This is a genomic window from Microbacterium sp. DMC48, from assembly GCF_056313825.1.
In genome coordinates, this window is the sequence record NZ_JBQUZN010000006.1 from 194830 (window position 1) to 220351 (window position 25522).

A 25522-nucleotide genomic window follows, 5' to 3' on the forward strand; every position below is an offset into this window, starting at 1 on the left:
ACCATTTGGAGCCACCTGTGGCCGAGCAGTCCCGCCTCGACAAAGTCATCGCCCTCGCCCGTCACCGGGGTTTCGTCTTCCAGGCCGGGGAGATCTACGGCGGATCGCGGTCGGCCTGGGACTACGGTCCCCTCGGCACCGAGCTGAAGGAGAACATCCGTCGCCAGTGGTGGCAGACGTTCGTGCGCGGACGTGCCGACATGGTGGGTCTGGACTCGAGCATCATCCTGCCCAAGCGCGTGTGGGAGGCCTCCGGCCACGTCGCGACGTTCACCGATCCCCTCGTCGAGTGCCTGCACTGCCACAAGCGCTTCCGCGCCGACAACCTCATCGAGGACTTCGAGGCGCGCAAGGGCCGCCCGGCCGAGAACGGCCTCGCCGACATCCCCTGCCCCAATTGCGGCACCAAGGGCCAGTACACCGAGCCGAAGGCGTTCTCCGGGCTGGTGAAGACCTACCTGGGAGTCGTGGATGACGAGTCGGGTCTGTACTTCCTGCGCCCCGAGACCGCGCAGGGCATCTTCGTGAACTTCTCGAACGTGCTCACCGCCTCGCGCCGCAAGCCCCCGTTCGGTGTGGGCCAGGTCGGCAAGGCCTTCCGCAACGAGATCACCCCCGGCAACTTCATCTTCCGCACCCGCGAGTTCGAGCAGATGGAGATCGAGTACTTCACGCCGCCCGCGGAGGCACAGGAGTGGTTCGAGCACTGGGTGGAGGCGTGCTGGAACTGGTTCGTCGACCTCGGTGTCGATCCGGTGAACATGAAGCGGTTCGACGTTCCCGAGGAGGACCGCGCGCACTACTCCGCCGGCACGATCGACGTGGAGTACCGCTTCGGCTTCCCCGGCAAGGAGTGGGGCGAGCTGATGGGTGTCGCCAACCGCACCGACTACGACCTGAAGAGCCACTCCGACGCGTCGGGCCAGTCGCTCACCTTCTTCGACCAGGCCTCGGGTGAGAAGTACACGCCCTTCGTCATCGAGCCGTCCTTCGGCCTCACCCGCGCGATGATGGCCTTCCTCGTCGACGCGTATCGCGAGGAGGAGGTGCCCAACGCCAAGGGCGGCACCGACACCCGTACGGTGCTGGCGCTGGACCCGCGCCTGGCGCCCGTCAAGGTGGCCGTGCTGCCGCTGTCGCGCAACGAGCGCCTGTCGCCGCTGGCACGCGAGGTCGCCGACGATCTGCGGGCACAGGGGTGGAACGTCGACTTCGACGACGCCGGCGCCATCGGCCGCCGCTACCGCCGCCAGGACGAGATCGGTACGCCGTTCTGTGTCACCGTCGACTTCGACTCGCTCGATGATCGCGCCGTGACCGTGCGCGATCGCGACACGATGGCGCAGGAACGTATCGCGCTCGACGAGCTCGTCGGCTATCTCGGCTCGCGCCTGCGGGGCGCCTGAGCCTCGGCATCCCCCGATCCGCGCCGCGTCTCGGGTCCGCGAGACACCGTCCACGCACCGAGACACGCGTTGTGCACCGGTGTTTCGGTGCGCCGCGCGTGTCTCGCGGTCAGAGGCACGCGGCGCAGCGCGAGAGACCGGCTACCGTGGAGGCATGGCATCCGGCGCACCCGAGTCCACGCTCAGCATCCGCGACCTCGACACGCTCGACGAGATCTTCGCCGCCCATCGGGTGATCGTGGAGATCTGGGGGGGACGAGACCCCATGCCCGCGCCGCTCATGCGGGCGCTGCAGTACTCGGGCAACTACGTGGTCGGCCTCTACGACGGTGAGCGCATCGTCGGAGCGTCCATCGCCTTCTTCTCGCCGCCGGAGCGGCATGCGATGCACTCCCACGTGACGGGTGTGCTGCCGGAGTACCAGCGCCGCGGGTTCGGGCGCCTGCTCAAACAACAGCAGCGTCAGTGGGCCATCGCGCGCGACATCGGCACCGTCACCTGGACGTTCGATCCGCTCGTGCGCCGCAATGCCCACTTCAACGCCAAGACGATCGGCGTGCGTTTCGTGGAGTATCTCGTCGACCAGTACGGCTCGGTCTACGACGGCGCCGAACTCGACCAGAACGGTCAGGGTGTCGACAGCGACCGGCTGCTGGTCTCGTGGGCCCTCGCGTCGGCTCCCGTGCGAGACCCGGATGCCGCGGACGTCGTCGCGACCGTCCAGATCCCCGAGGACATCGAGGCCCTGCGCCGCACACATCCGGCCGAGGCGGCGGCGTGGCGTCTGCGCGTGCGCGAGGAGATGCTGTCCCACTACGGGCGCGGCCTCGTCATCGGTGGCTTCGACGACGAGCGCGGTTACCTGTTCGTGCAGGGCTGAACCCGTCACGTTTCGACTCGCTGCGCTCGCTCGACGACCGGTGAGAGCGCAACTCCCGTCGTTGAGCGAGGAGCGGCGCGACGAGTCGAAAGGCCTCAGCCCTTCGCGGACGTCGCTGCGGCTTTCGCCGCCTTCTTGAACTCGCGGACCTTGGCGAGAGACTCGGGCGAGACGATGTCGGCGACGGAGCGGAACGAGCCGTCCTCGCCGTAGGCGCCCGCGGCCTCGCGCCAGCCGGCGCCGGTGAAGCCGTACTGCTTGCCGAGCAGCGCGAGGAAGATCTTGGCCTTCTGCTCGCCGAAACCGGGCAGCGCCTTGAGGCGCTTCAACACTGTCGGCCCGTCCGGGTCGCCTTCGGTCCACAGGGCCGCGGCATCGCCGCCCCACTCCTGCTCGAGCGTGCGGCAGAGGGTCTGGACGCGACCGGCCATCGACCCGGGGTAGCGGTGCACCGCGGGCGACTGCTGGAAGGCGGCGACGAGGGCATCGGGATCGTAGCCGGCGATGGTCGCGGCATCCACCGCGCCGATGCGCTCCTGGATCTTCAGCGGACCGCTGAACGCGGTCTCCATGGCGACCTGCTGGTCGAGGAGCATGCCGATCAGCAGCGCCAGCGGGTTCTCGGTGAGCAGGGTGTCGGCGGCGGGGTCGTCGGTGATGTGCAGGCTCATCCCTCGAGTGTGTCACCCGCAGACCCGCCGTGACAGCACGGTGACAGCGCCGTCGCCCGCGTGACAGGGGCGCGACAGTGCGCCCGGCGCACAGTGGATGCCATGACCACTTCCACCTCACCATCCACCCTCGCGGTGCGCGCGGAGGGCCTCGTGAAGGTCTTCGGCGACAACCGCGCTGTCGACGGCGTCGACCTGGCCGTCGACGCCGGCACGGTCTACGGCGTGCTCGGTCCGAACGGGGCCGGCAAGACCACCACCATCAATATGCTCGCGACGCTGATGCGTCCCGACGCCGGCCGCGCCGAGATCTTCGGCCACGACGTCTCGCGGGAGCCGAACGTCGTCCGTCAGCTGATCGGCGTCACCGGGCAGTTCGCGTCGGTCGACGAGACGCTGTCGGCGACGGAGAACCTGATGATCTTCGGTCGGCTCCTGGGCCTGACGCGCAACGAGGCGAAGCGCAAGGCCGAGGACCTCCTCGAACGCTTCTCCTTGACGGATGCCGCGCGGCGGCCCTTGAAGAAGTTCTCGGGCGGCATGCGGCGTCGACTGGATCTCGCCGCATCGCTTCTGGCCCAGCCTCCGCTCATCTTCCTCGACGAACCCACCACGGGTCTCGACCCGCGCACGCGCGGGCAGATGTGGGACACGATCCGCGAGCTCGTCGCGACCGGCTCCACCGTGCTGCTCACGACGCAGTACCTCGATGAGGCGGATCAGCTCGCCGACCGCATCGCCGTCATCGATCACGGCCGCGTGGTCGCCGAGGGCACGGCCGACGACCTCAAGGCCTCGGTGGGCACGTCGTCGCTGATCCTGCGGATGTCCGATCCCGCCGACGTGGATGACGCCCTGCGCGCGATCGCGCAGGTGCTGGGGGTGCGCGGCACCCTCTCGCCCGAGGCGGCGCGCATCACCGCGCCGATGTCCGACCCCGACCGTGTCACCGATCTGCTGATCACCCTGCGCGAGGCCGGCATCCACCTGACCGAGATGAGCGTGCAGAAGCCGACGCTCGATGAGGTGTTCCTGACCATCACCGGCCGACCGGCGGATGCCGCGGCCCCCGACTCCGCGTCTGCGGACGCCGCCTCAGAGGAGGTCCACGCATGAGCGCCATCGCCCCGACCCGCATCGATCTGACGCCCATCACCCCGGCATCCGAGCGCCGGCTCTCCAACCGCACGAGCCTGCGCCAGACTCTCGAGAACACGCTGACGATGGCGTATCGCGGGCTGGTGAAGATTCGTCGCACGCCCGAGCAGCTCGTCGACGTGACGGTGCAGCCGATCATCTTCACGCTGATGTTCGCGTACATCTTCGGCGGCGCGATCGCCGGAAACGTCGAGAGCTACCTTCCGGCGTTGATTCCGGGCATCCTCGTGCAGACCGTCATCACGACCTCGGTCGTGACCGGCACGCAGTTGCGCGAAGACATGGACAAGGGTGTGTTCGACCGCTTCCGGTCGCTGCCGATCGCACGCATCGCTCCGCTGTCGGGCGCGCTGCTGGCCGACACCCTGCGTTATGCGATCGCGACCTCCATCACGTTCGTCGTCGGCTTCCTCATGGGCTACCACCCGGCCGGGGGCTTCGGCGCGGTCGTCGCGGCCGGACTGCTCGTCATCGCCTGCTCGTGGGCCATCAGCTGGATCTTCGCGTTCTTCGGCGTCATCGCTCGCACGGCGTCCAGCGTGCAGGGCATCTCGATGCTCATCCTGTTCCCGCTCACGTTCCTGTCGAACGCATACGTGCCGATCGACTCGCTGCCCGCACCGCTCGCCTGGTTCGCGAGTGTGAACCCGATCTCTCACCTCGTGACCGCGGTGCGCGATCTCGCGAACACGGGGGTCATCGCGGGGGACTTCTGGGCCTCGCTCTTGGGCGCCGCCGTCATCGTCCTCGTCTTCGCGCCGCTCACGGTGCGGGCGTACATGCGGAAGGCCTAGCGCTCGTCCAGACGATCGACGAGTGCGGTGAGCTCCGCCGGATCGGATGCCGCGGCATCCCGTCCGGCGGCGCTCACCGCATCGCGCACGGGCAGGGCGATCGGGTCGCTGAGGTCGGCGCGCCCCCGCAGCCGGTCGGCCTCGGCGAGCGCCGCCGCCGCATCGCTCAGGCGATCCGCGGCCAGGAACCAGCGGGCGAAAGCGACCGCGACGTCCGACATGATCGGTTGATCGCCCGTGCGGACGGCGACCGGCGCGGCCCGTCGCAGGGCGTCCGCGGCCCCCGCCGCGTCTCCGGTGAGCAGCAGCGCGAGCGCGCGCTTGCTCTCCTGCCACGCGGCGACCTGTGCGGGAAAGCCCGCCAGTGCCTGCTGCTGTTCGAGGCTGCCGGCACGCTCCAGCTCGCGCAGGGCGGCGGCGCCGTCGCCGCGCACCAGCTCGAGCGCGGCTGCCGTCGCGGCGGCCTGGGCGACGGCTCGTTCGGAGCCGTCGGCCCGCGCGCGGGCGAGCATCTGGTCGACGCGCTGCCGGGCCTCGCTCTCGCGACCGAGACGGAGCAGGATCGACACGGAGAGCGCCTGCTGCTGCAGCAGATCGCTGACCGACGTCAGACCTTCGAGCGCCTGCGTCGACTCGTCCGCGATGCGCAGCGACTCCTCCAGGCGCCCCTGCAGCATGAGCCACTCCGATCGCATCTGGCTGGCCAGAGCCGTGCCCCACGCATCGCCGAGGTGCCGGAAGGCATCCAGCGCGCGGCCGCTGGCGTCGCCGAGTCCCTCGATGTCACCGTTGTTCTGCGCGGTGGCCGCGTTCATGACCGCAGCGAACGCCCGGCTCCAGGCGGGGCCGTCCGTCAGCTCGCTCTCATCCAGCCGCAGGTACGTCGACCACGGTTCGTCTCCGCGCCGATCCTGGCGGGCGCGCAGTGCCCCGCGCAGGACGACGGGGAGGATGGCCGCGAGCTCCGAGTCGTACCTCTGCGCGGCCGCGGCGATGCGCGCCACGCTCTGCGCGGACAGGTGCGTGGTCGTCGGATCGAGCATCGTGCGCATCAGCATCGCCATGGCCGCCACCACGACATCCGCCTCGCTGGCGAGGGCGTCGGCGGGGGTCGCGGTCGCGTTCAGAACGGACGTCAGCAGATCGAACCGCTCGCGCAGCTGCCAGATCCACAGCTGCGCCCGCGCTAGACGCACCTCGAGCTCGCCGTGACCGATGGAGAAGCGGGTCGCGGCAGCGAGGTTCTCCTCGTTGGCGTCGAACCAGGCGATGGCAGGCCGGGCGGCCGGGGTCCGCAGCGCCCGGTCCTGCGCGAGTGCGAGCTGCGCCATCACGGCGGCCTGGCGTCCGCGAGCGTCCTCCAGCCTGCCCGATCGGTGGAGCGCGTCCAGTCCGTACTCGCGCACGGTCTCCAGCAGGCGGTAGCGGCCGCGGGAGCGCTGCACGAGTGAACGCTCGACGAGGTCGTCGATCGCCGTCTCGGGAAGCCCGAACGCCGCCGTGACCTCGGCCAGGTCCGCGGAGGAGATGCCGTCGGGGAAGACGGCCAACGCGAGCAGCGCGTCCCGCTGCGCGTCGTCGAGCAGGCTCCAGCTCCAGTCGATGACAGCCCGCAGTGTCTGGTGCCGCGGCTCCGCCGTGCGCGGTCCTCGGTCGAGAAGCGCGAATCGATCCGCGAGGCCGTCCTCGATCTCGGCGATCGACAGCACCCGTGCCTTCGCCCCGGCGAGCTCGAGTGCCAGCGGCAGGCCGTCCAGGCGCCGTGCGATGCGGGCGACGGCCTCCGTCTCGCCGGCGTCCGGCGCGTGCCCGCGGGCGGCGCGGATGCGCGCGGCCAGCAAGGCCACGGCATCGCCCTCCGGCAGCGATCCCACCGTGACGAACGCCTCGCCAGGAACGCCCAGCGGTTCGCGGCTCGTGGCCAGCAGTCGCAGCGCCGGTGCCACCCGCAAGGCATCGGTCGCCACCTGGGCGGCGTCGCTCACGACGTGCTCGGCGTTGTCGAGCACGAGCAGCAGGGGCCGGCCGGCGAGGGCGGCGAGGGCACGCTCGCGGGAGCCCTGGGCCTGCCCGACAGTGCCGTCGGACAGGCGGACGCCGCGTCCGAGAGCGGTGGCGACGGCATCCCAGACGCCCCCCGCGTCGGCCGGTGCCAGCTCGACGAACACCGCGGGCGCGTGACGGCGGGCGAGCTCCAGTGCGAGAGTTGTCTTTCCCGCACCGCCGGGACCGATCAGGGTGAGCAGCCGCTCATCGGTCAGCTGAGCCTCGGCGAGGGCGATCTCGTCGGCTCGCCCGATCAGCGCCGTCAAGGCTGCCGGAATGCGTGTGTCGTCCACAGCCCCCACCGTGGGCGCGCCGTGCGGACCCGCGATCCGCTGCGCGTGCGCGCGGTCTTCGAGCAGATCGCGCCGCGCCCAGTCGAAGTCGTCCGGCACCCAGGGGTCCGCCGTCCAGAGATCGAGCGCGTTGCGCGCCAGCGCCGCGGCCCGTTCGGGGTCGTCCTCACGGCGGGCCGCCGCCACGAGGTCCTGGAAGCGGGTCAGGTCGATCTCTTCCCGGCCGAGCGTCAGACGGTAGCCGCCGGACACCGCCTCGATCGTCGCCGAACCGAGGGCGCGGCGCAGACGCGAGACGAGGGACTGCACCGCGGCGCGCGGATCGTCGGGCGCATCGACCGGCCAGAGGTCGTCCGCCAGTGCCCGCACGGACACCGCGGCGCCCGCATCGACCGCGAGTCGGAACAGCAGGCTCTCCTGCCCGCGACCGCGCGCCGGAAGAGGCCCGGCATCCCACGCCGGTCCGCCGAAGTAGGTGAGCCGCACGGCTCCACTCTAGGTGCGAGGCGCCACCTCCCTTCCGGCCCCTCTCCACGACGCGGTGAAAGGATGGGGGCGTGTCCGACAAGCCTGCAGCCGACCTCGCCGACCGTGCCCGCACCACCCGGGTCGTGGTGATCGGTGGGGGGATCGCAGGTCTGGTCGCCGCGTGGGAGTGCGCTCGCATAGGCATGCCCGTCACGCTCATCGAACAGCAGCCCCGGCTCGGCGGCCGGATCGAGACGGACGAGCTGGACGGCATCACCGTCGATCTGGCCCCCGAAGCGTTCTCGCTCTCGGCGCCCGCGCTCGCGGGGCTGCTCGATGAGCTGGAACTGCGTACCGAGGTGGAGCCGGCGCGCGAGGGCTCGGTCGCAGTGGCGCTCGCCACCCCCGGTGGCCCACGCGTGGTCACGCTGCCACCGAATCGGGCCGGCATCCCGGCCAACGTGTGGGCTGAACCGGTGCGCGCCCTCGTGGGCGGTCGGGGGGTGTGGCGGGCCTACCTCGATCGGTTGCGCCCTCCGTTGACCATCGGTCGTGAGCGCAGCCTGGGTGCGCTCGTGCGCTCACGCATGGGCGCGCGCCTGCGTGAGCGTCTCGTCGCCCCCCTCACTCTCGGCACCTGGGGTGTCGATCCCGACCAGATCGATGTGGACCTCGCCGTTCCGGGCCTCAGCGCCGCGCTGACCCGCGCGGGCTCGCTCGCCGGCGCGGTCGGCCAACTGCTGCCCGACGACGCCGCGACGAGAGGTCCGCGCCGGGCGCGGTTGCGAGGTGGGCTGACACAGCTGGTCACGGCGCTCACCGAGCGACTGCTGCTGCTCGACGCCGACCTGCGGGTGAACCACCGCGCACGGGGCCTGACGCGAACGCCGGACGGCTGGCTGGTCCATCTCGACCCCGCGGACCCGCGGGACGAGGCCGAGCTTTCCTCCACGCAAGAGTCCGCGGAGCCGCTGCCTGCGGACATCGTGGTGCTCGCCGGCGGGGCGGCGAGCGGTGCCGCTCTCCTGCGTGAGCACGGCATCGTCGTCGAGGCGGCGCCGCTGCCGGTGCGCGACGTCGTGACCCTCGTCATGGATGCTGGGACCGCCGCCTCCGACGGCCCCTCGACGATCTATCCCGTGCCGGGGGCGATGGCGGCGGCATCCGTGATCGACGTCGGCTCGGCGTGGTCGGGTGTGCACGCCCAGGCCGGGCCCGATCGGCGTGTGTTTCGTGTGACCCTCGACGCGTCGCCGACGGACGATGCGACGGAGATCGCCGCGCGCGCCGCCGCCGACGTGACGAGGTTGTGGCCCGGAATCGGGCACGTTCGCGCGGCGACGCATCGACGGGCGCGCCTGGCCCCGCCCGCCTCCGTGCTCGGGCACGCCGAGCGCAGTGCGGCGACCCGCGCGGCGATCGGCCGCGGGCACGGTGGCCTCATCGCGGTGGGCGAGGACCTTGCCGGCGGCGGCGTGTCCGGCATCGTCGCGGACACCCTCGCCGAGGTCGAGCGCGTCCGCCACGACGTGCTGTGGACGCGCTCCTAGCACACGCCTCCCGTCAGGGACAGCCCCGTGACCGGAGGATGCCGGAATCGGAATATTGCGACTACCCTGGAGTCACGAAGCACTCCCGGCACGGACGTGAGGAGACGCCATGAAGGGCAAGATCGGCATCGTCGTGGGACTCGCCGCGGGCTACGTGCTCGGGTCGCGCGCCGGCCGCGAGCGCTACGAGCAGATCAAGGCGGGCTACCTCAAGCTCTGGAACACCGCACCGGTGCAGAAGCAGGTCGCCACCGTGAAGGAGCTCGGCAAGAGCGCCGCCCTGGCTCTGCCGAGCGCCCTGTGGGACGGAGCGGTCAAGGTCACGCGCGCGGCGAGCCGCAGCGGCTCGCCGGGACAGAAGCTCGACTCGGCGATCCGTGCCGGTCGGGCCTCGGCGGACGACGTCGCGCGCGGGGCGGAGAAGACCGCCGCCGAGGTCAAGAAGGCCGCTGACAAGGCCGTCGCGGACGCGAAGACCGCGGCCAAGAAGGCAGCGGACGACTGACATGGCGACGCCTCGGGGATTCCGCGACCGCGCCGACGACAGCCTGCTGACACTCGTCGGCGAGGTGCCGGAGCTCGTCCGCAACCTGGTGGTCGCCGAGATCGACTCGGCGAAGAACTGGGCCAAGAAGGCGGGCAAGGATGCCGGCATGGGCGGCGTCTGGTTCATCGTCGCCCTGTTCTTCCTCTTCTGGTCTCTGCCCGCGCTGGCCGCCTTCGCCATCATCGGACTGTCCTCGTGGATGCCGGCGTGGCTCGCCAGCCTCATCGTGGTCGTGATCGCGCTCGTCGGAGCCGCCGTCTTCGCGTGGCTGGGGCTCTTGCGTTTCAAGCATTTGAGTCGTTCGACCAACCCCGTCGACGCCGTGAAGGTCGACGCGCGCATCGTGAAGGACGTGGCCGATGAGTTCTGACCAGCCGATTCCGCGCACCGCCGTCGCCCTCGGCATCACCGACCCGGTGGAGAGCGCCCGTGCCGAGTTGAAGGCCGCCCTGGCGGCGATCGAGGTCAAGGCGAATGTGCCCAAGCGCGTCGCGCAGGCCACCGATCGTCGGATCGCCGACGCGCGTCGTTACGCACGGCGCAACCCCACGCAGGCCTCGCTCGCCGTGCTCGGTGCGGCGGCGGTGGTGGGACTGGCGGTCTGGGGGATGGTCCGCGCCTACACGCGCTGAGTCGTGGTCGGGCACGCTCGCGCGTGTTCTGACACCTGCCGCGGGCACTGTCAACCCCGTGTCCGAGCCGTGCGTCGCCCGGGGTATGCTCGTGTCTCAGGCAGCGGCAATGGTGCGCAAGCTGCCGGCAACGACGACCCGAGCCGCGCAGCCATCGCGTTCGCGCGTGCACGAACGTCGTTGCCGGATGCGCGAAACCGTGCGTCCCGACTGAGCATCACGAAAGTCGAGCATGATTCCTGACCCGCACGCCGCCAAGCCCCTGAAGGGGTGGCGTGTGCTCGTTCCGCGCGGGGGTCCCTGGGGGGACTCCGTCGCGGCGACGCTGCGGGTGCAGGGCGCCGTGCCGGTCATCGCCCCGCTCATCAACTTCGCTCCCTCGACCGATCAGGCCACGCTGGAGCAGGCTCTCGCCGATCTCGCCGCCGGCGCGTTCGACTGGGTGACCCTGACAAGTGCCACCACGGTGGACGTCCTCTACGCCTATCGCGCCGTCATTCCCGCCACGACGCGGGTGGCGGCCGTCGGTGAGACCACCGCCGCCGCACTGGCCGCCGTCGGCTATCGCGTCGACCTCGTCCCCGACGAGGACAACTCCGCGGCGGGAATGGCCTCGCAGCTGATCGAGCTCGAGCCGGCAGCGCGGCGCATCCTGACGCTGCGCAGCGAGATCGCCAAGCCGGTGCTCACGCGCCGCCTCACCGAAGCGGGACACGACGTGCGCAGCGTCGTCGCCTACCGCACGGTCGGGGTGCCGGTGACGGAGCGGATCGCGCACGACGTCGCCAGCGGCCGCATCAACGCGATTCTCGTCACCAGCGGCTCGGTCGCCGAGCAGGTGCGGCTGCAGTTCCCCGAGATCCCCGACACCACCGTGATCGCCGCCATCGGACCGCGCACCGCGAAGGATGCCCGGAAGGTGGGTCTCGGCGTGAGCGCGGTGGCGCGGGAGCAGACCGTGGACGGGCTCATCACGGCGGTGTCGAACTTTCCGCTGCCGCACGCCAAGGACGAGTTCCACCTCTGACGCGCGATCCGTGCTCTCCGTTCAGCCGAGGATCTGCGCGAGGAAGCGCGCCTGCTCCTCCCACTGGAACGCCTGACCGCCCTCGTGCTCGTTGAAGTCGTAGACGCGGATCTGCTTGTCATCTCGCTCGACGTGGTTGTAGGCCGCGTAGACGGTCGAGGGCGGGCACACCGGGTCGAGCAGGCCGACCGAGAACAGGGCGGGCGCACTCAGACGGCGCGCGAAGTTCACGCCGTCGAAGTAGGAGAGCGTGTCGAGCACCCGTTGCGTGGCACCGCGGTGCACCGAGAGGTAGCGCACCACTTCGTGATACGGCTCGCGGTCGGTCATCCCGATCGCGCGTTCGAAATGGCAGAGGAAGGGCACGTCGGGCATGACCGCGACGAGTCCCTCGCTCAGTGCCGCCGCGGCCAACGTGATGCCGCCGCCCTGGCTGCCGCCGGTCACGGCGATGCGCGCGGCATCCACGACCGGAAGGGTGCGAGCGGCGTCGATGAGGCGCACGGCGTCGGTGAACACGCGGCGGTAGTAGTAGTCCTCGGGCGATTCGATGCCGCGAGTCATATAGCCGTTGGTCGAGGGCCCGGTGCCGTGCGGATCCGGTGTCGATCCCGGAGCTCCCCAGGTGGATCCCTGCCCACGCGTGTCCATGAACAGATGCGCGTAGCCGGCCGAGGCCCAGCCGAGCCGTTCGGTCGGAAGCCCGCGACCTCCGCCGTAACCGTTGAACTCGATGACGGTGGGCAGCGCAGCGGCAGCGTCGGCACGTCGGGGCGTGTGCAGCCACGCCTTGACGGGTTCGCCGGCGAACCCCGGGAACGTCACGTCGAAGACATCGATGGTGCTCAGCACGGTCTCCACGGGCTCGACCACGATCTCGCCTCCGGCCGCGCGCGACTGCGCGATCGTCCGCGCCCAGAACTCGTCGAAGTCGACGGGCTCGCGCACCGCGGGACGAAAGGCTTCCAGGGCGGGGAGATCGAGATCGAATCGAGGCATCGGGAGACTCCGTGTCGGGTGACGCCGGCGCATCGTCGCCGACGTTCCACGATATCGCCCGCGCCGAGACCGGATCGTTGCGGGGCTGTGAGCATCCGCACATGGTGACGCTGGCAGACTGAAGTCATGGTGACCCTGCTGCTCGATTCGACGCAGCTCGAGATCGTGCTGTCGGGCGTCGAACGCGCCCTGTCGCGGCGATCGGAGAGCGTGCGCGTCGACAGGTCTCACATCCTCCGGGTGCAGCTGACCGACGACGCCTGGACCTGGCTGCGCGGAGTGCCCAGCCCCGGCACGCAGGTGCGGGGCACCGTCGCGATGGGAACCTGGCGCTCCGCGAGCGGCAACGATTTCGTCCTGGTGCGCCGTCGTCGCCCGGCGGTGGTCGTCGATCTCTCCGACGATGCCGAGTTCGAGCGCCTCGTGCTGACGACTCGTCACGGGGTCGCGCTCGTCCAGGCATTGCGTCTGGACGGCGACGACGCGTCGGACGTCGTCGAACTCGCCGACTCCTGACGGCGGGTCAGGCGACGTCGCGCCGCCAGCTCGTCAGATAGCCGAGGCCGACGAACACCACGGCGTAGCCGAGCAGGACCATGCCTCCGCCCCACCATGCGAGAGGGACGGCCCCGCCGGCGCCCATCGTCGCGTAGATGCTGGTGCCGACCAGGGCGTCCGAGGCCGCACCCGGTAGGTAGGCGGTGACACCCGACAGGCCCTCGACCAGCGTCGACACAGTTCGCGCGATGGGCTCGACGAACTGAGTGAACGCCAGCACGCCGACGACGGCGGCGACTTGATTGCGCACGAGGGTGCCGATGCCGACGCCGATCAGCGTCCACAGAACGAAACTCGCCACGATGCGCCCGATCATCGCCCAGGTGTCGCTCTCGCCCAGCCTCGTGTCGACGCCGAACGCGGCGAGTGCCGCCGCGCCGATCCCGACCGCCGCGACGAGCGCGACGCCGGCGTAGAGCAGGCCCATGACGACACCCGCGGTCAGCTTGCCGCCGAGGGCGATCCCTCGCCGCGGCGTGGCCAGGAACGTCGGCGTCAGCGTCTTGTGCCGGAACTCGTTGGTCACCAGGAGGGTGCCGATGAGCAGGGGGAATACGTAGCCGACGGAGGTGGCGAGGCTGTAGATGAGCGGAGGCAGCATCGTCGGCGACATCTCGGCACCGCTGGTCGAGCTGCCCGGCAGCGCCCCGCTGGCGACCGCACCGAACACGGCGGACAGGCCGCCCGCGGTCACCCCGACGTAGGCGAGCAGAACGACGGCGAGAATCCACCACATCGCCGTGGTGAACTGCTTCGTGAGCTCCGACCGGGACGCGTTGACGAGACTCATCGCACATCTCCTTCCCCGGCGGCGACCGTATCGTTCGGGTCGTCCTCGACGGCGTGGATGTACTCGGCGTCCTCGACGCCCGGCTCCGGGTCTTCGGGCGAGGTCGTGACGGGCGCGGCAGCGGCCGCGAGCGGCGCGGGGAGGTCGTTCACCGGGGATGACGCCGGCGTCGCCGGCGCCGGCACACGCGTGCCGTTCACCAGCTCGAGGAACACCTCCTCCAGCACCGGGCCGCGCCGCTGCAGATGCGACAGGGCGACTTCCGCGGCCGCGGCGATGGCGCCGAGTCGCGCCGGCTCGGCGCCGCGCACGGAGAAGCCCGAGCGCAGGGGTGTGTACGCGATGCCTGCGGCATCCAGAGCATTCGCCAGGGCGGTGCGGTCGGGGGCATCGATGATCGTCGCCACGTCGTCCGCGGCGATGAGGTCGCCGATATCGCCCTCGTAGACGAGTCGGCCGCGGGAGATGACCAGCAGTGCCGACACCGTCTGCTGCACCTCGGCGAGCATGTGCGACGACACGAGCACCGTGCGTCCTTCGCCGGCCAGTTGGCCGAGGAAGCCGCGCAGCCACTTGATCCCCTCGGGGTCCAGACCGTTCGCGGGCTCGTCGAGCACCAGCACGCCGGGGTCTCCGAGCAGCGTGTAGGCCAGGCTGAGGCGCTGTCGCATGCCGAGCGAGAAGCCGCCCACCTTGCGGCCGGCAGCGTCGGCGAGCCCCACGAGGCCCAGGACTTCGTCCACTCGTGCGCGGGGGAGCCCCGCCGCGTCTGCGGCGACGGTGAGGTGACCGGCGGCGGTGCGCCCGGGATGGAAGCTGGAGGCCTCGAGTGCGGCGCCGACGGTCTGCAGCGGATGGCGCAGCTCCGAGTACCGCCGGCCGCCGATGGTGGCGGTGCCGGAGGTGGCGCGCACGAGCGCGAGCAGAATGCGCAACGATGTCGTCTTGCCCGCGCCGTTGGGGCCGAGAAACCCCGTCACGCGTCCGGGCTCGACGCGGGCGGTGAAGTCGTCGACGGCGCGAATCGCGCCGAATGTCTTCGTGACCCCACGGAACTCGAGGAGGTGTCCTTCGGGCATCGTCGTCCTCTCGTCAGCACCGGCCGTCGTCGGCCGCCGTCTCCATCCTGCCCGATCGGCCCGCGCGGGCCTTGCGCCCGCGCGGGCGGCGCCGATACCGACGGCGCGGGTAACGTTGCGAGAGTGAGCGATGCCGCCGAACCCACCGTGCTGGTCCGCACCGTCCGGGGAGTGGGCCACCTGACCCTGAACCGTCCACGGGCCATCAACGCACTCGACCTGGGCATGATCGAGATCATCTCCGCTGCCCTGGATCGCTGGGAGCACGACGCCGACATCGAGGTGGTGCTCCTCGACGGCGCGGGCGAGCGCGGCCTGTGCGCCGGGGGAGACGTGCGGAGCCTTCGCGAGTGGATCCTCGCGGGACGCGTCGAGGAGACGGCGCACTTCTTCCGCGCCGAGTACGCCCTGAATCTCCGGATCGCCACGTATGCGAAACCGGTCGTCGTCGTCGCCGACGGCGTGACGATGGGCGGCGGCATCGGGCTGGCCGGCCACGCGGCGGTCCGCGTCGTCACCGAGCGCTCGCGGCTGGCCATGCCCGAGACGCGCATCGGCTTCACCCCGGACGTCGGCGGCTCGTGGCTGCTGGCGCACGCGCCCGGACGGCTCGGCGAGTATCTCGCGCTCACCGGTGAGTCGATGGATGCCGCGGACGCCCTCGCCGCCGGCTTCGCCGATGCGCTGGTGCCGAGCGAGCGGATCGGAGACCTCCGCGCCGCGCTCGCCGATCGTGCCGATCCGGCGACCCCGGCCGAGATCGTGCTGCTGTTCGACGAGACGCCGGGTCCGTCGCGGCTCGTCGCAGCCCGTTCGTGGATCGACGATGCCTTCGCCGCCGACACCGTCGCTGAGATCATCGCGCGGCTGCGTGAGCGGCCCGAGCCCGATGCCGTCGCCACCGCCGACGCGCTCTCGGCACTCGCGCCGACCGCGCTGACCGTGACGCTCGCCGCCGTGCGCGCTGCCCGGCGGCTGCCGGATCTCCGCGCCGCGCTCGCGCAGGAGTACGGGCTCGTGCTGTGGTTCGCCCAGACCCAGCCCGACCTGCCCGAGGGCATTCGCGCGCAGCTGGTCGACAAGGACCGCGACCCGCACTGGCATCCGGCCGCGTTCGACGACCTCGAGGACGGGCTGGCAGAGCGGGCGCTCGCGTGGGAGCCGCCGCTGGCGCTGTGGGAACAGTGATGAGCCGGACCCGGTCTTCGCGCAGATGGTCGATCGGCGTCGCGATCGACCAGTTCTTCTTCGTCTTCGCGGGCCTGGCGGCCATCTGGCTCGCCTATCTGGGCTTCACCGAGAGCTTGACGGTCGGATGGTGGGGCATTCTCGGCTTCCTGCTGTTCTGGTTGCTGCTGGCCTACCTCGTCCTGCCCCGACTGCATCGGATCCTCACGACGATCTACGTGCCCGACTACTTCATCGGACGTGCGCGCACGAGTGACGGCCTTCTCGGCGATCCGGTCAACCTCGCCTTTCTGGGAGAGGGCGCGCAGATCGAGCGAGCGATGCGGGCATCGGGGTGGACGAAGGCAGATCCCGTCACCTTCGCGTCGTCGTGGCGCATCGTGACCTCGACCCTGCGCCGCCGCAGCTACCACGAGGCTCCGGTGAGCCCCCTGTTCCTCTTCGGTCGCCAACAGGACTTCGCCTACCAGCAGGAGGTCGACGGCAACCCGGCGCAGCGCCACCACGTGCGCTTCTGGAAGTGCCCGGACGGCTGGCTGCTGCCGGGAGGCCGGCGCGTCGACTGGTTGGCTGCGGGCACGTTCGACACCTCGGTGGGCCTGTCGCTGTTCACCCTGCAGGTCACCCACCGCATCGACGCCGACACCGACGTCGAGCGCGATCACATCGTCGCGACCCTCCGCGCCGGAGAGCCGGCCGTGCGCGTGGACGTGATCGCCGACTTCTCCACCGGGTACCACGCCCGCAACGGCGGTGGCGACAGCATCCGCACCGACGGTGACCTGCCCGTGGTCGACGTGCGCGGGGTACACGTCTCCGAGGAGGCCGTGGCATGAGCGAGGAGCGGAACGTGCGGCCCGAACGGCGACCGTCGTATGAACCGGTGACCCGGCTCCTGCAGCCGATCGCCCACGACCCGGCCATGTCGCGGCCGTCCACGACGGTGACCGGCGCCGCTCTGGTGCTGCTGAGCGCGCTGGTCGGGATCGGCTCGATGGTCGAGGTGGCGGTGAACTGGAAGAGCTACGCGAGCGCGGTCGTGCTCGACCTCGACGGCATCGATGCCACCCCCGATCTGGCTGACGCCTCACTCGCCGTCCTGCTCGTCGTCTTCGGCGCCGCCGTGGTGATCCAGCTCGTGTGCGTGATCCTCCTGTTCTTCGGCAGCAACCTCGCACGCGTCGCCGTGATGACCGTCGCCACCCTGTCCATCGCCAGCGCCTTCGCGAGCTGGTGGGCGCGCGATCAGGAGATCACACTGTTCACGACCCTGCCCGCGCTGGCGCTCGACATCCTCGTGCTGCTCGCGCTGTCCAGCCGCAGCGCCGCGGCGTACGCCCGTCGCACCGAGAAGCGCTGAGAGGTCCCGTGTTCGACAGTCCCCTTTCCGCGTCCGCCTACGAGGTGCTCGGGGTCACCGCGGATGCCGACGGCGAAGAGCTCCGCAAGGCGTACCGCCTGCGGCTGCGTCAGACCCATCCCGACACGGGCGGAGATGCCGCGCTCTTCGTGCAGGTGCAGCGCGCGTGGGAGCTCGTCGGCACACCGGAGGCGCGCACCGCCTACGACCGCGGTCACGGCTTCGGCGCCTCGGCGCCCTCCTACGGTCCGGAAGGCGCCGACGGCAGCGGCGCCGGTACGAGCTGGCGTCCGCCGTCGCGACCGGCCGACACCCGCCCGCGGGCGCGCTCGTTCGGCCAGCCCGGGGGGTGGCGTCGCGAGCGCTACCTCGATCTCATCCGCGAGTGGGCGGGACGCGGCACCGAGGTGCCCGACCCCTACGACCCGGCGCTGGTGCGCGCGGCCCCGCGCGAGCTGAAGCGGATGCTCGCGGACGCCCTCGCCGAAGAGGCCAGCGCGCGTGTCATCGGCGACCTGGGCATGGGATACACGGTGTGGCATGACGTCGCCGTCGACCCGCGTGATCCGTCGCTGAAGGTCGATCACATCGTGCTGGGACCCAGCGGCCTCTACGCCCTGCTCAGTGAGGATCTCGGAGGTCCGGTGCGACTGCGACGCGGCGAGCTGATCGGTGAGGGCGTCGAGGGCTCTCCGATCGCCGACCTGGTCGCGGGGGCCCGCGTGCTGGCGCGCGCGGCGCGCGTCCGCTTCAGCGGCGCGATCGTGGTGCTGCCCGACGAGGACGTCGTGAGCGCGATCGAGGAGATCGGCCGGGTGCGCTCGCTGCCCGTGGCGGTCGTCGCGCGATCGGCGCTGGCGACGGTGCTCCGGCGGGGCCTGACCGGTGCCCGCGACATCGGCGGCAATGAGCTGTTCGATGTGCGCACCCGTCTGCAGCAGAGCGTGCGCTTCGTCTGAGGGGCGTGCGGGCTGGCCCGTCTAGGGTGAGGACATGGACCCCGCCGGCTGGACCTTCGTGATCCTCGCGCTCGCGGTCGTCGCGTTCGTCAGCGGCAAGGTGCCGTTGGCGCTCGTCGCCGTGGGCGTCGCGCTCGCGCTCTGGGCCACCGGGGTGCTCACCCTCCCGGAGGCGTTCGCGGGCTTCGGCGACCCCACGGTGCTGTTCATCGCGTCGCTGTTCGTCGTGAGCGAGGCGCTGGATGCCACGGGTGTCACGGCCTGGCTCGGCCATCAGGTCGTCACACGCGCGGGCGCGGGGCGGGCCCGTCTCACCGTCATCATCGGTGCGCTGGCGGCGGTTCTGACCGCCTTCATCTCCATCAACGGCGCGGTCGCCGCCTTGCTGCCGGTCGTGGTCGTCGTCGCCGTGCGCGCCGGCATCGTTCCGTCGAAACTGCTGATCCCGCTCGCCTTCGCCGCCAGTGCGGGCTCGCTGCTCACCCTCACCGGCACCCCCGTGAACATCGTCGTCAGCGAGGCGGCCGTCGCGGCCGGCGGCCGGGAGTTCGGCTTCTTCGAGTTCGCGCTCGCCGGCATCCCGCTGGTGCTGTCGACGGTCGCCGTCGTCGCGCTCGGCGGCGGACGGCTGCTTCCGGCTCGTGCCGCCGAGCGCCTGGCCGATCTCGCCCCCGATCCTCGCGCGCACGCTCAGACCCTTCGCGACAGCTACGACGTCGACCTCGACACGGGCCGCCTGTTCAGCGCGCGCGAGGGTGTCGCCGAGGTGCTCGTGTCCCCCCGCTCGCGTCTCATCGGGCTCACGGCGTCGGCCGGCATGACCACGAACGACGAGAACCTGGTGATCCTCGCCGTCCGCCGCGGCGAGGAGGACGGGCCGAACGCCTCGCGCGGCACCGGTGTTGCCGGATCACTCGTGCTGCGCGCCGGCGATGCGGTGCTGGTCCAGGGGCCGTGGGCCGCGCTGACGCGCTACACGCGGTCGCCCGACGTCATCGCCGTCACCCCTCCCCAGGTCCTGCAGCGCGCCGTTCCGCTGGGCCGGGGCGCCAAGCGGGCGATCGGCATCCTCGCGGCGATGGTCGTGCTGCTCGCGACCGGACTCGTGCCCGCTGCCGTGGCGGGACTGCTGGCGGCCGGTGCCCTCGTGCTGACCCGGGTCTTGAGCGTGCCGCAGACCTATCGCGCCATCTCGTGGACCACCGTCATCCTCATCGCCGGGATGGTTCCGCTGTCGTCCGCCTTCGTATCGACGGGTGCCGCCGACGTCGTCGCCGACGCCGTCCTCGGCGTCATCGGTACCGGCTCGCCGCACCTGGCGCTCCTGGTGCTCTGCGTGCTGACGATGGTGCTCGGCCAGTTCATCTCCAACGTCGCGACCGTCCTGGTCGTGATCCCCATCGCCGTCGCGATCTCGCAGTCGCTCGACGTGAGCGTGCAGCCGTTCATGATGGCGCTCACCGTCGCCGGGGCCGCGGCATTCCTCACTCCGGTTGCGACGCCCGCCAATCTGATGGTGATGCAGCCGGGCGGCTATCGATTCGGCGACTACGGCCGGCTCGGGCTGCCGCTGATGTTCGTGTACCTCGCGGTCGCCGTGCTGTACGTGCCGTTCATCTGGCCGTTCTGACGCGTCGCGCCGGGCGGGATCAGCGCACCAGCCCCCAGAGCTGCAGCGGGTGGGTGAGACGCCACCACGCGTCGGGATCGGGGATGTCGGCCGTCAGGTGCACCCCGACCGTCGCCGCGTTCAACGGGCCGCGCACCAGCACCTGGCCGACGGCGGCGTTCGCCGTGCGGGCCTGTCCCAGATCGAGCGTCGTGGTCGTCACCGCCGCGGCGCCGTTCCAGAGGATGACTGCCGCGTCGGCATCCGTCACGATGTTCGCCGTCGCCCCCCAGGCGGTGCTCACCACGCCGGCGAGCGTGCCGGCCGGCAGGGCGAGGGGTGTCGAGACCTCGGTGGTGACCTCGGACAGCAGACGTGCCGTCTCCTGGTCGCGTGCCTCGGCAGTGGGCTGACCCAGAGCGGTGGCATAGACGCGCACCTGGGTGGTCCCGACGGTGATGTCCTTCGCCGCGAGCAGGTTGTAGAACGCTGCCAAACTGCCCGTCTTCAGCCCCACGACGCCGGGGTCGGTCAGCAGATCGTTCGTGTTCGTCACCTCACCCGCCCCGGGCAGCTCGACGCTGCGAGTGCGTGCGATCTCGGCCACCACGGGGTTGGCGAGGGCGAGCTGCGCCAGCGTCACCAGAGCGGCCGGCTCGGCGGTGTTGGCGGGGTCGATTCCCGTCGGCTCGGACAGCGTGATGGCCCCGAGGCCGTGCCGGTCCAGCCATGCCCGCGCGGCCTGGGCGAAGACCTCGTCGGTTGGCCAGAGGGTGCTGGCCAGTCGATTCGTGTAGTTGCCCGCCGACCCCATCAGAATGCCCTGCAGCATCTGGTACTCGGTGAGCGTGCCTCCGACGGGGACATCCAGCGCTGACTCGTCGTCCGCCAGATAGTCCCAGTACGTCTGGCGGTCGCGCGAGGTGAAGGTGAACTCCGGCCCGGGCTGTCCGACGCTCAGCGGCATCTCGTCGAGGATCATCAGGACGGTGACGACCTTGGAGATGCTCGCCATCGAGACGGGTGCGCTCGAGGATGCCGCGACGGCCTCGAATCCCGCGACGCCGACGGCGCCGGCGCCCGCGGACGGCCACGCCACGGCCGACACGGTCGCCACCGGTCCGTCGGGCGTGATCTCCCGCACGGTCGGCGCCACGGCCCAGAGCGGCCAGAGCAGCGTCGCGGCCGCGTAGGCGCCGCAGACGCCGATGGCGGTGAGCAACGGCACGACGACGCCGGCGCGCAGCGGGGAGCGTCGCGGGCGTCGAGCAAGCAGGTCGGGAGCCGCACCGGCCGCGATCGGCGTATCGACCGCGCCGGTGACGGTCTCATCGTCCACCCAGGCGAGCGCGCGGCGGCCTGCGCGGTTGCGGACGACGACGGTATCGGTCGGGGCGGTGCTCTCGCGCAGCGCGCGGCGCGACGGCGGGGGCGCGTCGTCCGAGGTCACCCGCTCAACGTACCCGTTCGCCGCTATACTCGAGCGCACAACCACGGGAGTCCGGTGAGCCGGGCTGAGAGGAAGCGATCCACGCTTCGACCGTCGAACCTGATCCGGATCATGCCGGCGCAGGGAGGAGAGAATATGCACGCGTCTGCGTCCCCGTCCACCGTCACCTCGTCGGATGCCGCGGCATCCCGTTCCGCCGTCGGCGTCGGCCGTCTGCGCTGGAGAGTCGTCGACATCGTGGTCGCCAGCGTCATCGGCGTCGCGTCGGGCCTGATCTTCCTGCTCTGGAACATCGGCTACCTCGGCCCGAAGAGCCTGCTGGAACCCCTGCTGCCCGGCATGCAGGGACTGCTGGACGGCCCGTGGCTGTTCGCCGGCGTGCTGGGTGCTCTCCTCATCCGCAAGCCGGGAGCGGCGATCTACACCGAGACGCTCGCGGCCGTCGTCTCGGCCCTCGTCGGCAACCAGTGGGGCGGCTTCCTGACCCTCGAGGCGGGACTCGTTCAGGGTCTCGGAGCCGAGCTCGTCTTCCTGTTGTTCTTCTACCGGGCGTGGAAGCTCCCCGTCGCCATCCTCGCCGGCGCCGGGGCTGCCCTTGCGGGGGGCATCAACAATCTGATCCTCTGGTACGCCGGGGCCGACGCCGCGTTCACGGTGATCTACCTGATCTGCACCACCATCTCGGGCGCCGTCATCGCCGGTGCCCTCTCGTGGGTGCTCGCGCGCGGTCTCGCCGCGACCGGTGCGCTGGATCGTTTCGCCGCGGGGCGCGAACGCCGCGACCTCGTCTGAGCGTGGCCGTCGACCTCGGCGGGCCGGTCGCGCCGGTCACGGTCAGCGCCCACGGATGGGGCTGGCGGCACGCGTCACGCCGGGCCTGGGCGGTGCGCGACGTGTCGTTTCGCATCGAACCCGGCGAACGCGTGCTGCTGCTCGGTGCTTCCGGCGCGGGCAAGTCGACCCTGCTGCAGGGGCTTGCGGGCGTGCTCGGCGGCGACGAGGAGGGCGAGTCGGCGGGAGTACTGCTGATCGACGGCGTCCCGGCCGCGCAGACCCGCGGCCGGGCGGGCCTCGTGCTGCAGGATCCCGACGCGCAGGTGATCCTCGCGCGAGTGGGTGACGACGTCGCGTTCGGCTGCGAGAACCTGGGCGTGCCGCGTGAGGAGATCTGGCCGCGCGTGCACGCGGCACTGGATGCCGTGCGGCTCGACGTCGAGATCGACCGGCCGACGCAGGCGCTGTCGGGCGGGCAGAAGCAGCGGCTCGCGCTCGCCGGCGCGTTGGCCATGCGGCCGGGCCTGCTCCTGCTGGACGAGCCGACCGCCAATCTCGACCCGGCCGGTGTCGCCGACGTCCGCGACGCTGTGGGGCGCGTTCTCGACGGCACCGGGGCGACGCTCGTGGTCGTGGAGCATCGGGTCGACGTCTGGCTCCCGCTCGTGGACCGGGTGATCGTGCTCGGGGCGGAGGGGCTGCTCGCCGACGGCCCGCCGCAGAGCGTGCTCGGCGCGCGGGCGGCCGAGCTCGCCGACGCGGGTGTCTGGGTTCCCGGCATCCCGGCGGCGGTGCCGCCTCCGCCCGCCGCAGCCGCGGGCGACGACCTGCTGCGCGCGGGGGACCTGGCCGTCGCGCGCGTGCGCGGCGTGCCGGTCGCCACGGGCATCGATCTCGAGGTCCGCGCCGGGGAGGCGCTCGCCATCACGGGGCCCAACGGGGCCGGCAAGTCGACTCTCGGCCTCACTCTCGCGGGACTGCTGCGGCCGGCATCCGGCGACCTGTCGGCCTCGGCGACGCTCGCCGCCGGCGCCGCGCCGGCACCGATCGCGTGGCGCTCACGTGAGCTTCTCACCCGTATCGGCACCGTCTTCCAGGACCCGGAGCATCAGCTGCTCGCCCGGTCGGTACGCGGCGAGCTCGAGGTCGGGCCGCGCGCGCTCGGAATGGACGAGGCCGCGTCTGCCGCCCGCGTGGACGAGCTGCTGGAGCGGCTGCGGCTGACCGCGCTGGCCGCCGCCAACCCGTACACGCTCTCGGGAGGGGAGAAGCGCCGGCTCACCGTCGCCGCCGTCCTCGCCACCGCCCCGCGCGTCCTGGTGCTGGACGAGCCGACCTTCGGCCAGGACGCGCGCACGTGGGCGGAGCTGGTCGCGCTGCTGGCTCGCCTGCGCGACGAGGGGTCGGCCATCGTGGCGATCACCCATGACGAGGCCGTCGTCGATGCGCTCCACGCCCGGCGTTTCGCGCTGACTGCGGATGCCGCAGCATGAGCATGCTCGCCGCCGACACCCGCACCCGGCCCGGCGTCATCGCGCGGGTCAATCCGGTCGCCAAACTCGCCGCCAGCGCGGTGATCGCCCTGCCGCTGATCGTGACGCTGGATTGGGTGTCGGCCGCGGTCGCGCTGGCGCTGGAGAGCGTCCTGTTCGTGTTCGCGGGGCTGCGGTGGCGGGAGTTCTGGATGCGGACCTGGCCCGTGTGGCTGGCCGCGCCGCTGACGGCGCTGACGATCGCGCTCTACGGCGCGGCGTCCGGGCAGGTCTACGTCGAGTGGTTCGTCCTGCGCATCAGCGAGGGGTCGCTCGCGCTGGCGGTCGCGACCTTCTTCCGCGTGCTGGCCGTGGCCCTGCCCTCGGTCGTGCTGTTCGTCACCGTCGATCCCACTGATCTCGCCGACGGCCTGGCCCAGGTGTGGCGCCTGCCCGCACGGTTCGTGCTCGGCGCGCTGGCGGGCCTGCGCATGGTCGGACTGTTCCTCGAGGACTGGAGGGCTCTGGAACTCGCCCGCCGGGCACGCGGCATCGCCGATCAGGGGCGTGTTCGCCGCTTCGCCGGCATGGCCTTCGCGCTGCTCGTGCTCTCCATCCGCCGCGGTTCCAAGCTCGCCACCGCGATGGAGGCGCGCGGCTTCGGCGCTCCCGGCCGCCGCACGTGGGCCCGCGCCTCCCGCTTCGGCAGGCGCGAGTGGATGCTCGTGGCGGTGGGCGTCGCGATCTCCGCCGTCTCGGTGTCGGCCGCGGTTGCGGCGGGCACGTGGAACTTCATCCTCGGGCCGCGCTGAGCGGCAGCTCCACGATGCGGCGGGCGAGAGCCTCCTCGACGACCAGTTCGGTGATGAGCCCCGCCGCCAGCGCGCCGCGCAGCGCGTCGATCTTCGACAGGCTCGACACCGCACACAGGCGACGGGGGATGCGGCGGATGACGTCGAACGACGGACCGCTCGAGCGATCGTTGAGCTCGATGCCGCCGGTCGAGCCATCCAGCCGGTAGAACACCGTGGCGCAGTCGCCGACGACGCCGTCGCGCAGCAGCACCCGCAGATCCTCGCCGGTCAGGTAGCCGCCGGCATAGACGTGCGAGGGAACGTCCGCCTGGGGCGAGCCGAGCCCGAAGACGAACACCTGCACGCGCGCCTGCGCCTCCACGACGCGGCGGATGGAGCGCTCCCGCCACAGCAGCTGCTTCGTGTGCGGATCATCGAACAGCGCCGGCACGGGAAACTGCTGCACGTCGGTGCCGAAGGCCTGTCCGAAGCGTTCCAGAATGGCCCCCGAGTAGCTGATGCCCGAGGTCGACTCGTTGGCCGCGCCGTTCATCTGCACGATCTGCGATTCGTGCAGCCGCTTGGTCGGTAGATGACGGGCGATCGCCGACACGGTCGCGCCCCAGGCGATGCCGATGCTCGCCTGGGGATCGAGCGTGGTCGACAGGACGTGCGCCGCGGTGCGCGCGGTGCGCTCGAGGCGCTCGGCGTCGGTGGAACGCGGCGGCGTGCTGACGACGTGCACGGTGATGCCGTAGCGCTCGGACAGACGCCGGGCGACGACGCTCGTGGCCTCCTGTGGCGAATGAACCGTGATCTCCACCAGGCCGATCTCGCGGGCGTGAGCGATCAGGCGCGAGACCGATGATCGCGACAGCTTCATCTCGGAGGCGATCTGCTCCATCGTCTGGTCCTGCACGTAGTAGAGCTGCGCGGCGTGCAGCGCGTCACGGGCTCGCGTCTCGGCATCGGTCTCGATGCTCACGTGTCCTCCTGATCATGAACATTCCTCCTGCAC

Annotated in this window: 25 protein-coding genes and 1 riboswitch; of the genes, 18 read left to right on the top strand and 7 right to left on the bottom strand. The window is 71.3% G+C overall.

Annotated elements, in window-relative coordinates:
• Positions 1-17: 17 nt before the first annotated feature.
• Together ACT53O_RS12935 and ACT53O_RS12940 are read left to right on the top strand one after the other, a co-directional pair.
• Complete coding sequence (locus ACT53O_RS12935; protein WP_476152848.1) at positions 18-1406, top strand: glycine--tRNA ligase; 1389 nt, start codon at positions 18-20, stop codon at positions 1404-1406.
• A gap of 154 nt (positions 1407-1560) precedes the next feature.
• A complete protein-coding gene (locus tag ACT53O_RS12940; RefSeq protein WP_036318154.1) occupies positions 1561-2286 on the top strand; it encodes a GNAT family N-acetyltransferase in 726 nt (241 codons plus the stop codon).
• 95 nt (positions 2287-2381) lie between these two features.
• Here ACT53O_RS12940 and ACT53O_RS12945 read toward each other — a convergent pair whose 3' ends face one another.
• Complete coding sequence (locus ACT53O_RS12945) at positions 2382-2957, bottom strand: HhH-GPD-type base excision DNA repair protein (RefSeq protein ID WP_036318155.1); 576 nt, start codon at positions 2955-2957, stop codon at positions 2382-2384.
• Between the two features lie 102 nt (positions 2958-3059).
• Between ACT53O_RS12945 and ACT53O_RS12950 the strand changes: the two genes are divergently transcribed.
• Positions 3060-4073 (top strand): daunorubicin resistance protein DrrA family ABC transporter ATP-binding protein, encoded by a 1014-nt coding sequence (locus ACT53O_RS12950; RefSeq protein WP_036318156.1) that lies wholly within the window; start codon positions 3060-3062, stop codon positions 4071-4073.
• Entirely contained in the window at positions 4070-4909 is an 840-nt protein-coding gene (locus ACT53O_RS12955; protein ID WP_036318157.1) for an ABC transporter permease, read from the top strand. Before ACT53O_RS12950 ends, ACT53O_RS12955 begins: the two co-directional genes overlap by 4 nt.
• On the opposite strand, the gene ACT53O_RS12960 is transcribed toward ACT53O_RS12955, so the two are convergent.
• Positions 4906-7734, bottom strand: coding sequence for an ATP-binding protein (locus tag ACT53O_RS12960; RefSeq protein WP_476152851.1), 2829 nt, complete (start codon positions 7732-7734; stop codon positions 4906-4908). The genes ACT53O_RS12955 and ACT53O_RS12960 overlap by 4 nt on opposite strands.
• A 71-nt stretch (positions 7735-7805) precedes the next feature.
• Between ACT53O_RS12960 and ACT53O_RS12965 the strand changes: the two genes are divergently transcribed.
• The 5 genes from ACT53O_RS12965 (at position 7806) to ACT53O_RS12985 (ending at position 11472) form a co-directional block, all read left to right on the top strand.
• On the top strand, positions 7806-9266 hold the full coding sequence (locus ACT53O_RS12965) for a protoporphyrinogen/coproporphyrinogen oxidase (protein WP_036318161.1): 1461 nt from the start codon (positions 7806-7808) through the stop codon (positions 9264-9266).
• A 109-nt stretch (positions 9267-9375) separates the two neighbouring features.
• The gene (locus ACT53O_RS12970) at positions 9376-9771 is read left to right on the top strand and encodes a hypothetical protein (protein ID WP_036318162.1); all 396 of its coding nucleotides are present in this window, start codon (positions 9376-9378) and stop codon (positions 9769-9771) included.
• 1 nt (position 9772) lies between these two features.
• A complete protein-coding gene (locus ACT53O_RS12975; protein ID WP_036318163.1) occupies positions 9773-10183 on the top strand; it encodes a phage holin family protein in 411 nt (136 codons plus the stop codon).
• The gene (locus ACT53O_RS12980) at positions 10173-10445 is read left to right on the top strand and encodes a hypothetical protein (protein WP_036318164.1); all 273 of its coding nucleotides are present in this window, start codon (positions 10173-10175) and stop codon (positions 10443-10445) included. Before ACT53O_RS12975 ends, ACT53O_RS12980 begins: the two co-directional genes overlap by 11 nt.
• A 232-nt stretch (positions 10446-10677) precedes the next feature.
• Positions 10678-11472: a uroporphyrinogen-III synthase gene (locus ACT53O_RS12985; RefSeq protein ID WP_476152855.1), complete on the top strand. Its 795-nt coding sequence runs from the start codon at positions 10678-10680 to the stop codon at positions 11470-11472.
• 21 nt (positions 11473-11493) lie between these two features.
• Here ACT53O_RS12985 and ACT53O_RS12990 read toward each other — a convergent pair whose 3' ends face one another.
• A complete protein-coding gene (locus ACT53O_RS12990; protein ID WP_433719491.1) occupies positions 11494-12471 on the bottom strand; it encodes an acetylxylan esterase in 978 nt (325 codons plus the stop codon).
• A gap of 126 nt (positions 12472-12597) precedes the next feature.
• Between ACT53O_RS12990 and ACT53O_RS12995 the strand changes: the two genes are divergently transcribed.
• Positions 12598-12987, top strand: coding sequence for a hypothetical protein (locus ACT53O_RS12995; protein WP_476152857.1), 390 nt, complete (start codon positions 12598-12600; stop codon positions 12985-12987).
• Between the two features lie 7 nt (positions 12988-12994).
• On the opposite strand, the gene ACT53O_RS13000 is transcribed toward ACT53O_RS12995, so the two are convergent.
• A complete protein-coding gene (locus tag ACT53O_RS13000; protein ID WP_476152859.1) occupies positions 12995-13819 on the bottom strand; it encodes an ABC transporter permease in 825 nt (274 codons plus the stop codon).
• A complete protein-coding gene (locus ACT53O_RS13005; RefSeq protein ID WP_476152861.1) occupies positions 13816-14898 on the bottom strand; it encodes an ATP-binding cassette domain-containing protein in 1083 nt (360 codons plus the stop codon). The genes ACT53O_RS13000 and ACT53O_RS13005 overlap by 4 nt, the downstream gene beginning before the upstream one ends.
• A gap of 123 nt (positions 14899-15021) precedes the next feature.
• On the opposite strand from ACT53O_RS13005, the gene ACT53O_RS13010 reads away from it, so the two are divergent.
• From ACT53O_RS13010 to ACT53O_RS13030, 5 genes are read left to right on the top strand one after another with little or no spacing between them, the layout of a single operon-like run.
• Complete coding sequence (locus tag ACT53O_RS13010; RefSeq protein ID WP_476152863.1) at positions 15022-16086, top strand: enoyl-CoA hydratase/isomerase family protein; 1065 nt, start codon at positions 15022-15024, stop codon at positions 16084-16086.
• Positions 16086-16922, top strand: coding sequence for an LssY C-terminal domain-containing protein (locus ACT53O_RS13015; RefSeq protein ID WP_036318151.1), 837 nt, complete (start codon positions 16086-16088; stop codon positions 16920-16922). The genes ACT53O_RS13010 and ACT53O_RS13015 overlap by 1 nt, the downstream gene beginning before the upstream one ends.
• Entirely contained in the window at positions 16919-17446 is a 528-nt protein-coding gene (locus ACT53O_RS13020) for a hypothetical protein (protein WP_476152865.1), read from the top strand. The genes ACT53O_RS13015 and ACT53O_RS13020 overlap by 4 nt, the downstream gene beginning before the upstream one ends.
• A gap of 8 nt (positions 17447-17454) precedes the next feature.
• Positions 17455-18405, top strand: coding sequence for a DnaJ domain-containing protein (locus ACT53O_RS13025; protein ID WP_036318145.1), 951 nt, complete (start codon positions 17455-17457; stop codon positions 18403-18405).
• A gap of 34 nt (positions 18406-18439) precedes the next feature.
• Entirely contained in the window at positions 18440-20035 is a 1596-nt protein-coding gene (locus ACT53O_RS13030) for an SLC13 family permease (protein ID WP_476152867.1), read from the top strand.
• Positions 20036-20054: 19 nt separating this feature from the next.
• Here ACT53O_RS13030 and ACT53O_RS13035 read toward each other — a convergent pair whose 3' ends face one another.
• Positions 20055-21464 (bottom strand): serine hydrolase family protein, encoded by a 1410-nt coding sequence (locus tag ACT53O_RS13035; RefSeq protein ID WP_476152869.1) that lies wholly within the window; start codon positions 21462-21464, stop codon positions 20055-20057.
• Positions 21465-21497: 33 nt separating this feature from the next.
• Positions 21498-21607: riboswitch (TPP riboswitch) on the top strand.
• Between ACT53O_RS13035 and ACT53O_RS13040 the strand changes: the two genes are divergently transcribed.
• The 3 genes from ACT53O_RS13040 (at position 21600) to ACT53O_RS13050 (ending at position 24522) form a co-directional block, all read left to right on the top strand.
• Positions 21600-22256 (top strand): ECF transporter S component, encoded by a 657-nt coding sequence (locus ACT53O_RS13040; protein WP_294944879.1) that lies wholly within the window; start codon positions 21600-21602, stop codon positions 22254-22256. It overlaps the preceding riboswitch by 8 nt.
• Positions 22257-22258: 2 nt before the next feature.
• On the top strand, positions 22259-23731 hold the full coding sequence (locus ACT53O_RS13045) for an ABC transporter ATP-binding protein (protein ID WP_476152872.1): 1473 nt from the start codon (positions 22259-22261) through the stop codon (positions 23729-23731).
• Entirely contained in the window at positions 23728-24522 is a 795-nt protein-coding gene (locus ACT53O_RS13050; protein WP_036318513.1) for an energy-coupling factor transporter transmembrane component T family protein, read from the top strand. The genes ACT53O_RS13045 and ACT53O_RS13050 overlap by 4 nt, the downstream gene beginning before the upstream one ends.
• Here ACT53O_RS13050 and ACT53O_RS13055 read toward each other — a convergent pair.
• Complete coding sequence (locus ACT53O_RS13055; protein WP_476152874.1) at positions 24503-25489, bottom strand: sugar-binding transcriptional regulator; 987 nt, start codon at positions 25487-25489, stop codon at positions 24503-24505. The genes ACT53O_RS13050 and ACT53O_RS13055 overlap by 20 nt on opposite strands.
• Between the last annotated feature and the right edge of the window lie 33 nt (positions 25490-25522).